This is a genomic window from Cellulophaga geojensis KL-A, assembly GCF_000568425.1.
GTDB lineage: Bacteria > Bacteroidota > Bacteroidia > Flavobacteriales > Flavobacteriaceae > Cellulophaga > Cellulophaga lytica.
Window position 1 is genome coordinate 255791 of the sequence record NZ_ARZX01000002.1, and the last position, 13950, is coordinate 269740.

Consider the following 13950-nt stretch of genomic DNA (forward strand, 5'->3'; position numbering starts at 1 on the left):
ATTAGATAGAACATTTTATATAATTTTGAAACAAATAACAATTAATAGTAATATGAATATGAAAAAGATTTTTTTAGGCGCTTTAGGAGCTACAATATTATTATCTTCTTGCGTATCGCAAAAGAAATATGCGGAGTTAGAGGCAAAAAATAAAGAAACTGAAGATTTATTAAATTCAGCAACGGTTAAGCTTAATAGCTGTATAGAAGAAAAAGCTACTGCAGATGCAAGGTTAAGAACTTTAGAAGACCAAAACGATTTTCTTAAAGCCAACAACCAAGTGTTAGTAGATAATATGGGTAACCTAACAGATTTGTCTGCGAAAGGTGCTGAAAACTTAGAAAAGTCTTTAGAAAGTTTAAAAGAAAAAGATTTAACAATACGTAAATTAAACGATGCAATTACACGTAGAGATTCTGTAAACCTTTCATTAGTACAGAGTTTAAAAGGTGTTCTTGGTAATTTAGATGACGAGGATATTGAAATTAGCGTAGAAAAAGGTGTGGTTTTTGTATCTATATCTGATAAATTATTATTTAGCAGCGGTAGCTACAATGTAGCAACAAGAGCTAAAGAAGTATTAGGTAAAGTTGCACAAGTTGTAAATAACAAGCCAGATTTTGAATTTATGGTAGAAGGACACACAGATGCTGTACCTTACAGAAAAGGTGTTTTATTAGACAACTGGGATTTAAGTGTTAAGCGTGCAACTGCTGTAGTTCGTATATTACAAAATGAGTACGGAGTAGATCCTAAGCGTATGACGGCTGCAGGTAGATCTCAATACATACCAGTATCTTCTACAGATAAAGCTAGAAACAGAAGAACAAGAATTGTAGTACTTCCTAAAATTGATCAGTTTTACAGTATGATTGAAGAAGGAATGAAAGATCCTGCAATAAACAAATAGTATTAATTATTATTTATAATAAGAAAGCCTCGCATAATGCGAGGCTTTTTTTATTCCTTAACTTATATTTTATTTACAATTAAAATATATCTATACTTCCTTTACCTTCTCTTATTATCTCTGGTTCGCCATCAGATAAATCTACCACCGTAGATGCCGTATTATCTCCGTAACCACCATCTATAACAATGTCTACTAAATTATCCCATTTTTCATAAATTAATTCTGGGTCTGTAGTATATTCTAACAACTCATCTTCATCCCTAATAGATGTAGACACTATTGGGTTTCCTAGTGCTTCTACCATTGCATTTGCTATAGAATTATCTGGCACACGTATACCTACAGTCTTTTTCTTTTTAAAATCTTTAGGTAAATTATTATTACCAGGCAATATAAAAGTATAAGGCCCTGGTAATGCTCTTTTTAAAATTTTAAATGTAGCTGTATCAATTTGTTTTACATACTCAGACAAATTGCTAAGGTCTGCACAAATAAATGAAAAATTAGCTTTGGCAAGCTTAACTCCTTTAATACGTGCTATTTTCTCTAAAGCCTTAGTATTGGTTATATCACAACCTAGACCGTAAACAGTATCTGTAGGATATATAACCAAACCTCCTTTTTTTAAAACATCTACAACTTTTTTAATTGCATCTGCATTAGGATTCTCTGGGTATATTTTAATAAACTGAGCCATAATTTTATGTATTTAATAACAGATAAAAATAAATCTTAGTATTATAAAAAACCTTACAATACACTTAGTTTCTTTTTACCTCGTAAATAATATTGTCTTTAAACAGTCCTTGCAACTCTTTTGTTGTATACCCATATTCTTGCTCTTCATAATTTTTTGGTATATCAATTTCAGAAATTCCAGACTTTTTATTGGTTTCATATTCATTAAACTTAAAGTATATACTATCTGATATAGAAGAAATCTTCATTGTAGAATAATAATTAGCTTCAGTTTTAAACTCATACAAATCGTTAACCATAGGGAGTGCTATATATTCTTCAGAGTTTTTACCATCTAAAAATGAAGAAACACTTAATCCTGTAATTAATATAGCAATAATAAATAATGCAGAAAAATGTCTTATTGGTGTTTTAGCTTCGTCTTTAACATTTTGGTATTCTAATTTTAAATTATGGTCCATTTGCTTTGGCTCAAAAACAGTATTACAATTGGTACATACTGCACCACCTGTTTTACCTATTGGAAAAATAGGTATCCAATACAAATGGGCGTACTTGCCATAAACTTCTACATTAAATTTTGCACTCTCATTACAGTTAGCACAAGGTATTTGCCTTGTTAACTTAGACTTTAATTGCGATGAATTAGATCCGTAAAATATCATACTAAAAAAAATTGGTGGTTATTTGTAATAAATATAACACAAATAAAACTATTTAGTAGGAAAATTACATCCCTGTTTACAGTACTTCTAACTTAGCAAAACGTAGTAAAAGTTTTTTAATATCACCTTTATCAAACTTAATTTCTGCTTTTTTATCGTTACCTACACCATCAATTTTAAGTATAACTCCCCTACCAAACCTCGTATGGTTAACTGCTGCACCTTCTACCAAATTAGGATCTAGGTTGGCATTATTTGCTATTGGCTGCGCAAGTTCTGGTTTTAGTTTACGTAGCTTACGTAGTTGGTTTTCATTTGGTTTAGGGGCACTTGGTGGTATACCTGAAACAGGTTTAACTTGTCTAAGTTTACTTTTATCTACTTCACCAAAAATATTTTTATCTATTAAAGATTTGTATTTATAATTACTTACCGGAGTTAGGTTTTCTATATACTTTTCATCTATCTCCTCTATAAATCTACTTGGCTCTGCATCTACTAATTTACCCCAACGGTATCTACTTTCTGTATATGTTAAATAAGCTTGTTTTTCTGCTCTGGTTAAAGCTACATAAAATAATCTTCGCTCCTCTTCAAGCTCAGTACGCGTGTTCATACTCATTGCAGATGGGAACAAGTCTTCTTCCATACCAACAATAAATACGTGCGGAAACTCTAACCCTTTTGCCATATGTATGGTCATAAGCGCAACACGGTCATCATCACCTTTATCATTATCTAAATCTGTAGCAAGTGCTACATCTTCTAAAAATTCTGCTATATTACCTGTTGCATCAGCAAGTTCCATTTGCCCTTCAACAAAATCCTTTATACCATTTAAAAGCTCTTCTATGTTTTCCATTTTGGCAATACCTTCTGGTGTGCCGTCTTTTTTAAACTCTAAAAGAATACCTGTTTTTTTAGCTACGTGTTCAGACAAAGAAAAAGCATCTGCTCCTTTATTCATTATCTGAAAACCTTTAATCATATTAACAAATTCTGTTAATCTACGTTTGGTACCAGCGTTTATTTTTAATTCTATTTTATCTATGTTTTCCATAACTTCAAACATAGAGCGTCCATAATGGTTAGCCGTAACTAATAGTTTATCTATAGTTGCTTGCCCAATTCCCCTACCCGGAAAATTTATAACGCGCTTTAATGCCTCTTCATCTTTAGGGTTAATTACTAACCTTAAATATGCTAACACATCTTTAATTTCTTTACGTTGGTAAAAAGATAAACCTCCATATATTCTGTACGGTATGTCTCTTTTACGCAAAGCATCTTCAATAGATCTAGATTGGGAGTTGGTACGGTAAAGCACTGCAAATTCTCCGTTATGCAGTTGCTCGTTCATTCTAGTTTCAAAAATAGTACCGGCAACAAATCTACCCTCTTCTGCATCTGTAATACTACGATGAACTTTAATCAGTGGCCCATCATCATTAGAGGTCCATACAACTTTTTCAAGCTGATTTTTATTTTTTTCTATGATAGAGTTTGCGGCATTTACAATATTACCAGTAGAACGGTAATTCTGCTCTAACCTGTACATTGCAACATTATCATAATCTTTTTGAAAGTTTAGAATATTACTAATGTTTGCTCCTCTAAAAGAATAAATACTCTGTGCATCATCACCTACCACACATATGTTCTGAAATTTGTCTGATAAAGCCTTAACTATTAAGTATTGTGAGTGGTTGGTATCTTGGTACTCATCTACCATTATATACTGAAACCTATTTTGGTACTTTTGAAGCACTTCTGGAAAAACGTTTAAAAGCTCATTGGTTTTTAATAATAAATCATCAAAATCCATTGCTCCTGCCTTAAAACATCTCTCTACATAATTTTTATAAATTTCACCAGTACGTGGGCGTTTTGCCATTGCATCTGCCTCCATTAAATCTGGATTATTAAAATATGCCTTTACAGTAATTAAACTATTTTTGTAAGATGATATTCTGTTTTGTATTTGCTTGTACTTATATATATCCTTATCTAATTGCATTTCTTTAATAATAGATGCAATTAAACGCTGAGAATCTTGAGTATCGTAAATAGTAAAATTATTTGGATAACCTAACTTGTCTGCCTCATAACGCAATAATTTAGCAAATATAGAGTGAAAAGTTCCCATCCATAAACTCTTTGTCTCTGCACTACCAGCAATATCTGCAATACGTACTTTCATTTCTCTTGCTGCCTTATTGGTAAACGTAAGTGATAAAATATTGTACGGGTCTACACCCTGCTGTATTAAATATGCTATACGGTATGTTAACACTCTTGTTTTACCAGAACCAGCTCCGGCAATTACCATTAATGGTCCTTTTGTGTGTAAAACAGGTGCTTTTTGAGCCTCGTTAAGTTGGGCAATAAATTCTTCCAATTGTTTTTTCTTATATAATTTAGAGAAGTGTAAATTTAACCATAATTAACTCCAGATAAAACAAGTAGTTTTAATAATTATAAACAATAAAATTTAATAGCAGTTTAATTTTAAATATCTTTAGAGAATACTACAATTTAAACCATAAAAATATTGAAAGAAATTAAAATTAGAGCAGCAGAATTAAAAGATTTACAAACTTTAAAATCTTTTGAGCAAGGCATTATTTCTGCCGAGCGTCCTTTTGATAAAACTCTAAAACCAGATCCAATTTCTTATTACAGTATTAAAAATTTATTAGAAGATACAAACACACTTGTAGCTGTTGCAACACTAAACAATACATTAATTGGCTCTGCGTACGCAACAATTAAACAAGCTAAAAAACATTTAAAACACAACAATTACGCCTATTTAGGTTTTATGTATATAGACCCTAAATACCGAGGAAAAGGAATAAATAAAAATATTATAGATTTTTTATTTAAATGGATAAAAGAACAGAATACTACAGAAGTTAGGTTAGATGTCTACAGCGAAAATACTGCTGCCTTACGGGCTTATGAAAAAGCCGGATTTAAAAAACACTTAGTAAATATGAGAATGGAAATCTAATTTTTAAGATTAATAAAAAAACCAAAATAACTGACTAATTATATAAATATGAAAACTAAAAACAAATTTATTTTAACACTCTTGCTTTGCGGTTCTGCCCTACAAGCACAAAATTATAAGTTAGAGAACGATTACAAAAACATAGAAAAAAAAGTTATAGAATGGAGGCATCATTTTCACCAAAATCCTGAATTATCTAACAGAGAGTTTAAAACTGCAGAAAAAATTGCTGCTCATTTAAAATCATTAGGTATAGAAGTACAAACTAAGGTTGCTATAACTGGTGTTGTAGGTATTTTAAAAGGTAAAAAACCAGGTAAAGTAATTGCTTTAAGGGCAGATATAGATGCTTTACCTGTTACTGAACGCAATAATTTACCATTTAAATCTAACGTTACAGATACATTTTTAGGCGTAGAAACTGGTGTTATGCACGCTTGTGGCCATGATACACATACTGCAATTTTAATGGGTGTTGCAGAGATTTTAGCTAAAAATAAAGACAAAATAAACGGTACTGTTAAGTTTATTTTTCAACCTGCGGAAGAAGGTGCACCTCCAGGAGAAGAAGGTGGTGCTGCTTTAATGATAAAAGAAGGTGTTATGGAAAACCCTAAAGTAGATGCTATTTTTGGATTACACATTAATTCTGGTACACCAGTAGGTGTTATTAAATACAAAACAGAGGGTATAATGGCTGCAGTAGAGCGTTTTGTTATTAACGTAAAAGGTAAACAAACGCACGGTTCACAACCTTGGTCTGGTGTAGATCCTATAGTAATTTCTGCTAAAATTATAGACGGCTTGCAAACCATAATTAGTAGAGAATCTAAACTAACTGAAGAAGCTGCAGTTATTACTGTTGGTAAAATTACAAGTGGTGTTCGTTTTAACATTATTCCAGAAAGTGCCGAACTTATTGGCACTGTAAGAACATTAAATCCGGATATGCGAGAGCTTATTTTACGTAGAATGAAAGAAATGACAGAAACTATTGCTAAAGCTTATGGTGGTAGTGCAACATTTAGTGTAGAAAGTCAGACCTCTATTACGTATAATGATATTGCCTTGGTAAACCAAATGTTACCAACAATGCAACGAGTTGCGGGTAATAAAAATGTGCAGTTAACTAAAGCTACTACTGGCGGCGAAGATTTTTCATATTTTCAAGAACTAGTCCCTGGTTTCTATTTCTTTTTAGGCGGAATGACTCCTGGAAACAAAGAAGCTTACCCACACCATACGCCAGACTTTAAAATAGATGATAACGGAATGCTTTTAGGTGTTAAAACACTAACAGAAATGAGTCTAGATTATTTAAATAAATAACGTTAAACCTAACAATAAATGACCACAGATTTGGTTATTTTTGTAGCATAATTACAAAGCCAAACTTATAATAAGTTTGGCTTTAGTTAACAAATACATAATTAAATGGATTCTTTTTTAAGTTTTATATCTAGTATCTCATGGTGGATATGGGTATTAATAGTATTAGCTTTAGTTGCTATACGAGATATTTTTTTTCAGAAAAAACATACTATTTCTCACAACTTTCCCATTGTTGGGCATATAAGGTATATGTTAGAAAGTATTGGTCCAGAAATGAGACAATATTTTGTTGCTAACAACAGAGAAGAATTACCTTTTAACCGCATAGAGCGCGGGTGGATTTATGCTTCTGCAAAAAGCGAAAATAATTACGAAGGCTTTGGTACAGACAGAGATGTATATGCACACCAGCATATTTTTGTTAAAAACCAAATGATGGCTTATAAAATTGATGAAAATCATCCTAACGCTAAAGACAAAACCTTTTTACCTTGCGCTAAAGTTATAGGTGCATACAATAAACGTAAAAAACCTTTTAGACCTGCATCTGCAATAAATGTATCTGCAATGAGCTTTGGTTCTTTATCTGCTGCTGCTGTAGAAGCTATGAACAAAGGTGTGTTAAAAAGTGGCGCTTACCATAATACTGGTGAAGGTGGTTTATCTCCTTACCATAAACAAGGAGGAGATGTAATTTTTCATTTTGGAACTGGCTACTTTGGAGTAAGATCTGAAGACGGAAATTTATCTATGGATAAGCTAACCAATTTAGTAGAAAACAACCCTTGTATTAAAGCCATTGAAATAAAATTATCTCAAGGAGCTAAACCAGGAAAAGGTGGTGTTTTACCTGGAGCTAAAATTACTGCAGAGTTAGCAGAAATACGTGGTGTAGAAATAGGAAAAGATGTTTTGTCACCAGCTACACACAAAGCCTTTAGTTCTGTACAAGAATTGGTAAATTTAATTGAAGAAATAGCAGAAAAAACAGGTTTACCCGTAGGTATTAAAGGAGCTATTGGAAAATTAGATCAGTGGGAAGAGCTAGCAGATATTATGTTAAAAACAGGTAAAGGACCAGATTTTATTACTGTAGATGGTGGTGAAGGTGGTACTGGTGCTGCTCCGCCAAGTTTTGCAGACCACGTTTCTTTACCGTGGGTTTATGGTTTCTCTAGCTTATACAAATTGTTTTTAGAGAAAAAACTAACAGACAGAATTGTGTTTATTGGTAGCGGTAAATTAGGTTTCCCTGCAAAAGCTGCAATGGCATTTGCAATGGGAGTAGATTGTATAAATGTTGCACGTGAAGCAATGATGAGTATTGGGTGTATACAAGCACAATCTTGCCATACAAACACGTGTCCGGCTGGTATAGCTACACAAAATCAGTGGTTGCAAAGAGGCATAAATGTTCCTCTTAAGTCAGATCGTTTGGCTCAATATTTTAAAAGTTTTAGAAAAGAGTTAATAGAAATTACACACGCCTCTGGTTATGAGCATCCTTGCCAATATACTATGGATGATATACAAGTAAACCTAGACGATAATGAACTAAATAGAAGTTTAGCTTTTACCTATGGTTACAACAAAGCAAAAGTTCCTTTTAATGGCATGCAAGAACTATATGATTGTGCACACTTAGGCGGAAAAGAATATATGAAAAACGAGCCTAAAAAATAGGCTCGTTTTTTTTAAAATTATAATGGCAAAAGCGCTTATTTATTGTACAAATAAAGACGTGCTTTTTTTGTTGTATCTATTACCTGTAATTTACTTACGTACTTTTTAGGTAAAAGGTAAAACTCTCTTTTATCCGATAAAATATAAAGTTTATCATAAGCCTCTAAAATAGAATCTATTTTAGCAGGTTCATCTCTAGTGTCTATAACATTACCCTTATTGTAAAACTGACTAGAGTATGTTTTAGAATCAAGGTACAAAATAGGAGGGTTTTTATCAATTTTTAATTCTTCAGATTTAGCTACTAGTAATTTATCAGAGTTCATATATACTTTCCATTGGTCAGTAACCAAAAGTCCTGCACCTGCTATAAAAACTAAAATAGGAAATATAGAACAGGCAATTAGTGCCTTCTTTTTATGCTTGTATTCTGGCCACCAATGTGCAATTAAAAGTGCCATTGGTACTGTAGAAGGCAAAATGTAGGTATGTAAAATATTTTTAGATATGGTAAAGAAAATTGGTGTCCAAAACAACCAAAACAATAAAAACGCTACATACTTATCATCTAAAATGCGCTTTTTAAGCTTTACTATTTTTGCCAATACTATATAAAACCAAGGCAAACAAAAAGACAACATAAATACCCAAATTAAACCTAATGGCTGTGTTTTTGGCTGACCATATAAATCTCCGCTCCATCCTGGCTTTAAAAACCTATTAAAATGCTCACCAACAATAAAATAATCTATAAAACCTGGTGATCTTTGTTCTGTTAATAAATACCAAGGTAACGCAATAACTACAGTAATTAGCAAACCAACTATCCAAGGCAATTTAGCTAAGTTAGAGAAAAACGTTTTACGGTCTAACAACAACCAAAAAAACACTGGAGCTCCCGTTAAAACTAACACCAATGGTCCTTTGGCTAAAAAACCTAAACCTAAGCCAACAAAAAAGAGGTAATTCCAAATTGTTTTTTTGTCTGATGTAATACTTTTCCAGAATGATAGCATAATTAACATTACACTAAAACACAAAGCAGAATCTGTAGAAACCACTCCCATATGAATTAAAAACTCTGGTGTAGTAACTAAAACTAAAGCTGGCACTAACGGAGATACTTTTGTTTTTTTAACAAAGTAACCTAGTATAAAAAGCATTGCAACACCTAGCAAAAATGATGGCAGCCTTGCTGTTAACTCATTTACTCCAAAAAGCTCAAAACTCATTGCAGACATCCAAGTAGATAGCGGTGGTTTAGCCCAAAAAGGTTCGTTATAATCTATTTGTAGTACAACCCACTCTCCCGTTTCTTGCATTAGTCTAGATATTTCTGCATAACGAGCCTCTGTTTTATCTAACAAAGGTATTGCTCCTGTAATAATAAACCTGAAGACAACGATAGACAAAACTGCTATCAACATATAATTTACTGTAGTTTTCTTATCTGTCATTTTATATACTATTATTGTGTTTTAATCCCTTTTTGCAAATTTTATTAATTTTATATAAATCTAACCAAAGCTGAAAAAAGTAAGATGTTTTTACTTTAGAATCTCCTTGATCTACCCAACGCTTTAAGGGGACTTCTAACATTTTTGTTAGAGCTTTTTCTTTACCGTAAAATACTACAATTCTATTAAATATTTCTACATCAAAAAGCCAACGAGAAACAAATGGTTTATTAAAAACTTCTAAAGCCAAATCTTTTTTAAATATTTTACAGCCGCATTGTGTATCGTAAACTTTTAAATCTAAAATTGTAGAAATTACTGTAGCTATAAACCTACCAATAAAAAAACGAGATGCCTTGCGCTCTATTGTAGAGCCAAGCTTCATTATTCTAGAGCCAAAAACAAAAGAAATAGTATTGTCTATATAAGTGGTTAAAAAAGAAAACTCTTCTAATGAAGTTGCCAAATCGGCATCTAAATAACCCACAAGTTTTATTTCATAATTTTCACAAGCAAAATTTACTCCGTTTCTAACAGATTCTGCTTTACCAACATTATTGGGGTTTTTATAAACTACAACCTTGGTTGGATACTGTTTTTCTAAACTTTTTAGTTCTGTATATGTACCGTCTGTAGAGCCATCATCTACAAAACAAATAAGCGTATCTGTATCTTCTTTTAAAAAGCCATCATAAACTCTATTTTTAAGTTCTTTAACTTCATTATAACAAGGTATTACTACACAGGTAGTATATGACATATGCAACAGTAATTAATTTTTGGTGTGCAAGATATTAAAAAACAATATGCCAGTCATTATTACCACACATCTTTACGTTATTATTAGGAAACTATACCATTATTTATTAAAAACACAACTTATTAAAATTAATTTGTAAGCTAAATTAAATGTTTAAATTTGTCACTTAAATCTTATAAATTTTATGAAAAAAAATACCCTATCTACCCTACTACTTTTATGTTTTACAATAGTATCTTTTGCTCAAAAAAAGAGCGACTTAATTGCTCAAATACAGACACTAAAAGATAGTATTTCACAAACCAACATTGCCTTAGCAGAAGCTAATAAAGTAGCAAAAGTAAGTGTTGCAGAAGCAGACTTATATAAAAACCAAGCTACAGAGTTACAAAATGCAAATAAATCCTTATTAACTAATCTTAAAAACTTTACGCAAGTATCTAGTCAAAATTCTAAAAATATGGCAAGAACTTTAGAAGCTTTAAAGGCTAAGGAATCTCAACTTTCTATTATTGAAGACTCTTTTAGTAAAAACGATTCTACTGCTATTGTTATATTAACAAACGCTAAACAGTCTTTAGGTGAAAATACTAAAATTGCAGTAACCAATGGTGAAGTTGTAATTACCGAAACAGAGCAAAATATATTAGATGCATCAAAAACAAAAGTAAGCGCTACAGGAGAAGCTTTTCTTGAAAAAATATCTAAAATACTAGAGTTAAATATAGACTCTAAACTAACTATAACTAGTACAAGCTCTAGCTTATCTGCATTACAAAATAGCCTAGTTAGCAAGTTTAATGTTGTTACAGAGCGTATTAGCTTAGAAAGTACTACGCAGAATAACAATACTGTTTTGTTTAAAATACATACAGATTATGCTAACTTTTATTTACGCGTTAGAGAGCATATGAAAAGCATTAACTAATGTGATGTTTGTTGATATATAATATTCATATAATTTTTGTGCAAATTGTGCGTTTTACAACCGTAATCAAACTTAAAATATAACCCGCAATGACAACAGAAATTATATTACAAATGTTTGCCTATTTATTGCCTAGTGTAGTAACTGGTATGGTAGCTTTTTATTTTTTTAAAATGCATACTAAAAATGAGGAAGGCAGAAGACGTTTTTTATTACATAAAGATTCTCAAAAAAATACCATACCTACCAGATTACAAGCTTATGAGCGTATGGCTTTATTTTTAGAGCGTATATCTATACCTAGTTTAGTAGTACGTGTTGCTCCTGTGGGTAATGATAAAAATGCATATGAAACTTTATTAATAAAGAATATTGAAAAAGAGTTTGACCACAACTTGTCTCAACAAATATATTTGTCTGATGAAAGCTGGAATATTATTAAAACGGCTAAAAGCGCTACAATACAAACCATACGCAAAGCCGCTATGAGTGAAGCAGATTCTGCAGATAAATTACGTGAAGATATTTTAAATGATACAATGGATAAGGCATCACCATCTGCTACAGCATTAAGCTACATTAAAAAGGAAATTAGTGAACTTTGGTAAACTTACATCCGTTATAACTTATACTAAAGACTGCTTTTAAAAGCGGTCTTTTTTTTATATCAACTATTGTATATTATTTAGACATAGGAATGCTAACTTTTAATTTTGCAGCTTTCTTTTCTGCATAACTAAAACCTTGCTCCCACCATTGAGCCATTAGTTTTTTATTAAATACTAAAGAGTTTTCTGTTAGTTTAGTTGGTGTATAATACAAATTTAACTTAACACCTTTGTGTTTGGCATAAATTACACCTTCAGATATATCATGGTATTCTATTTGATCTAAAACAAAACCATAAATACTAAGCATTAAAGAAAACGGATTCTTCCCCAATACTTTGTTATGTTCCATTTTTTCAGATTCTAAAATAATAGCATCTACCTCTGTAGCACCACGCTCTATAGCTTCTCTAATAGGTAAAACACAACCTAAACCACCATCACCATATTCATAACCATCTTTTTTTACTAAAGACATAAATGGTATGTAATTACAAGAAATCCACACCCAATCACAAAACTCTTCATAACTAAAATCTCTAATAGACTTATACTCTACCCTATTTTTTGATAAATTAGATACTGTTACAACAACGTCTTTAGCTGTATTCTCTTTTATTTGTCTAAAATCAGATATTGTAAAATTCTTTTTAATTGTAGATCGTAAAGATTTACTTTCTCCAAAGGTTCTTTTACGTTTTATAAACTGCAATAAAACATTAAAGTAGTTAATAGAAACAAACTCTCTTTCTCCTTTACGCTTAACTACAAACGGGTTTAAGCTAAAAATTTTACGCTGGTTTACATTGGTGTACAAATCATACAACAACCCTACATTGTTTAATGCCAAATGAGAAATTAATAAACTGCCTGTAGATGTACCTACAAGAATATCATAATCTCTGTGTTCAATTTCCATTAAATACTGAGCTACTCCACCGGCAAATGCACCTTTACTACCGCCGCCACTTATTACTAATGCTCTCATTCTATATCTATAAGGTTGGTTTCTGTATTCTTATTTTTTGCAAAATCATAACCACTTTTCCACCAAGTCGTCATTTTTTCCTCTTCAAAAATAAGAGAATTTGTAGTTAAAATTGTTGGAGTGTAATAAAAGTTAATAATTGCATTATTATGGTTAGCTACAAACTTACCTATACGTATGTTTTGTTGCTCAATTCTGTCTGCCATAAAAGCAAACATATTTGTTAACAATGAAAACGCATTTTTAGAAGGCATTCTATTAAATAAATTAGTTTCTGTTTGTAATATAATAGCATCTACAATTGTGGCTCCTCTTTTAATAGCTTCTTCAATTGGTACCATACTACCCAAACCACCATCTGCATACTCACATCCATTTTTTTTAACCAAACTCATAAACGGAGTGTAATTACAAGAAATCCAAACCCATTCACAAAACTCATTATATGTACAATTTTTAATAGATTTATACTCTACTTTATTTAAAGACAAATTGGCTACAGTAACTACAATTTCTGTATTATTTTTTTTTAGTTGATGAAACTCTTGCTCTGTAATAGATTTTTTTATCAACTTTAAAAGGTTATAACTCTCGCCAAAAGTTTTGCTGCCACGTAATAAGTTTTTTAATACACTAAAGTGATTAATACCTATAGTTTCTACACCTTGTTTTTTTGTTTTAGTATACGGACATAAACTAAAAATATCATCTTCATTTACAGAAGTATAAATTTGTTTAATTTTTTCAATTTCTTGTAAAGCTAAATGAGAAATTAACAAGCTACCTGTAGAGGTTCCTATAAACATATTGTATGTATGCTTGGCATCTTGTATTAAATACTGTGCAACACCTCCTGCAAAAGCGCCTTTACTACCTCCTCCAGAAATTACCATTGCACGCATAC

Annotated in this window: 13 protein-coding genes; 6 read left to right on the forward strand and 7 right to left on the reverse strand. The window is 31.4% G+C overall.

Features of this window, described 5'->3' with window-relative positions:
- Positions 1-58: 58 nt before the first annotated feature.
- Entirely contained in the window at positions 59-910 is an 852-nt protein-coding gene (locus tag KLA_RS03450) for a flagellar motor protein MotB (RefSeq protein WP_034643856.1), read from the forward strand.
- A gap of 79 nt (positions 911-989) precedes the next feature.
- Here the strand turns inward: KLA_RS03450 and KLA_RS03455 are convergent, their stop codons facing one another.
- The 3 genes from KLA_RS03455 to KLA_RS03465 form a co-directional block, all read right to left on the reverse strand.
- Entirely contained in the window at positions 990-1610 is a 621-nt protein-coding gene (locus KLA_RS03455; RefSeq protein ID WP_034643857.1) for an L-threonylcarbamoyladenylate synthase, read from the reverse strand.
- Between the two features lie 64 nt (positions 1611-1674).
- On the reverse strand, positions 1675-2277 hold the full coding sequence (locus tag KLA_RS03460) for a zinc-ribbon domain-containing protein (RefSeq protein ID WP_034643859.1): 603 nt from the start codon (positions 2275-2277) through the stop codon (positions 1675-1677).
- A gap of 76 nt (positions 2278-2353) precedes the next feature.
- Entirely contained in the window at positions 2354-4675 is a 2322-nt protein-coding gene (locus tag KLA_RS03465; RefSeq protein ID WP_013622331.1) for an ATP-dependent helicase, read from the reverse strand.
- Between the two features lie 153 nt (positions 4676-4828).
- Here KLA_RS03465 and KLA_RS03470 point away from each other — a divergent pair, with 153 nt between their 5' ends.
- From KLA_RS03470 to KLA_RS03480, 3 genes are all read left to right on the forward strand, one after another.
- Positions 4829-5290: a GNAT family N-acetyltransferase gene (locus KLA_RS03470; RefSeq protein WP_013622330.1), complete on the forward strand. Its 462-nt coding sequence runs from the start codon at positions 4829-4831 to the stop codon at positions 5288-5290.
- Positions 5291-5338: 48 nt separating this feature from the next.
- Positions 5339-6619: an amidohydrolase gene (locus KLA_RS03475; RefSeq protein WP_013622329.1), complete on the forward strand. Its 1281-nt coding sequence runs from the start codon at positions 5339-5341 to the stop codon at positions 6617-6619.
- A gap of 105 nt (positions 6620-6724) precedes the next feature.
- Positions 6725-8305, forward strand: coding sequence for an FMN-binding glutamate synthase family protein (locus tag KLA_RS03480; RefSeq protein ID WP_034643860.1), 1581 nt, complete (start codon positions 6725-6727; stop codon positions 8303-8305).
- A gap of 35 nt (positions 8306-8340) precedes the next feature.
- On the opposite strand, the gene KLA_RS03485 is transcribed toward KLA_RS03480, so the two are convergent.
- Both KLA_RS03485 and KLA_RS03490 read right to left on the reverse strand, forming a co-directional pair.
- Complete coding sequence (locus tag KLA_RS03485; protein WP_034643861.1) at positions 8341-9762, reverse strand: ArnT family glycosyltransferase; 1422 nt, start codon at positions 9760-9762, stop codon at positions 8341-8343.
- Between the two features lies 1 nt (position 9763).
- Positions 9764-10522: a glycosyltransferase gene (locus KLA_RS03490; protein ID WP_034643862.1), complete on the reverse strand. Its 759-nt coding sequence runs from the start codon at positions 10520-10522 to the stop codon at positions 9764-9766.
- Positions 10523-10706: 184 nt separating this feature from the next.
- On the opposite strand from KLA_RS03490, the gene KLA_RS03495 reads away from it, so the two are divergent.
- Entirely contained in the window at positions 10707-11450 is a 744-nt protein-coding gene (locus KLA_RS03495; protein ID WP_034643865.1) for a hypothetical protein, read from the forward strand.
- A gap of 89 nt (positions 11451-11539) precedes the next feature.
- Complete coding sequence (locus KLA_RS03500; protein WP_013622324.1) at positions 11540-12058, forward strand: hypothetical protein; 519 nt, start codon at positions 11540-11542, stop codon at positions 12056-12058.
- A gap of 73 nt (positions 12059-12131) precedes the next feature.
- Here KLA_RS03500 and KLA_RS03505 read toward each other — a convergent pair whose 3' ends face one another.
- A complete protein-coding gene (locus KLA_RS03505) occupies positions 12132-13046 on the reverse strand; it encodes a patatin family protein (RefSeq protein WP_013622323.1) in 915 nt (304 codons plus the stop codon).
- A complete protein-coding gene (locus KLA_RS03510; RefSeq protein ID WP_034643868.1) occupies positions 13043-13948 on the reverse strand; it encodes a patatin family protein in 906 nt (301 codons plus the stop codon). Before KLA_RS03510 ends, KLA_RS03505 begins: the two co-directional genes overlap by 4 nt.
- Between the last annotated feature and the right edge of the window lie 2 nt (positions 13949-13950).

Excerpts from the sequence above, each read along its gene's own strand:
- KLA_RS03500 (WP_013622324.1), top strand. The coding sequence starts at position 11,540 with ATGACAACAGAAATTATATTACAAATGTTTGCCTATTTATTGCCTAGT.
- KLA_RS03460 (WP_034643859.1), bottom strand. The coding sequence starts at position 2,277 with ATGATATTTTACGGATCTAATTCATCGCAATTAAAGTCTAAGTTAACA.
- KLA_RS03505 (WP_013622323.1), bottom strand. The coding sequence starts at position 13,046 with ATGAGAGCATTAGTAATAAGTGGCGGCGGTAGTAAAGGTGCATTTGCC.
- KLA_RS03495 (WP_034643865.1), top strand. The coding sequence starts at position 10,707 with ATGAAAAAAAATACCCTATCTACCCTACTACTTTTATGTTTTACAATA.
- KLA_RS03450 (WP_034643856.1), top strand. The coding sequence starts at position 59 with ATGAAAAAGATTTTTTTAGGCGCTTTAGGAGCTACAATATTATTATCT.
- KLA_RS03475 (WP_013622329.1), top strand. The coding sequence starts at position 5,339 with ATGAAAACTAAAAACAAATTTATTTTAACACTCTTGCTTTGCGGTTCT.
- KLA_RS03480 (WP_034643860.1), top strand. The coding sequence starts at position 6,725 with ATGGATTCTTTTTTAAGTTTTATATCTAGTATCTCATGGTGGATATGG.
- KLA_RS03485 (WP_034643861.1), bottom strand. The coding sequence starts at position 9,762 with ATGACAGATAAGAAAACTACAGTAAATTATATGTTGATAGCAGTTTTG.
- KLA_RS03510 (WP_034643868.1), bottom strand. The coding sequence starts at position 13,948 with ATGCGTGCAATGGTAATTTCTGGAGGAGGTAGTAAAGGCGCTTTTGCA.
- KLA_RS03455 (WP_034643857.1), bottom strand. The coding sequence starts at position 1,610 with ATGGCTCAGTTTATTAAAATATACCCAGAGAATCCTAATGCAGATGCA.
- KLA_RS03490 (WP_034643862.1), bottom strand. The coding sequence starts at position 10,522 with ATGTCATATACTACCTGTGTAGTAATACCTTGTTATAATGAAGTTAAA.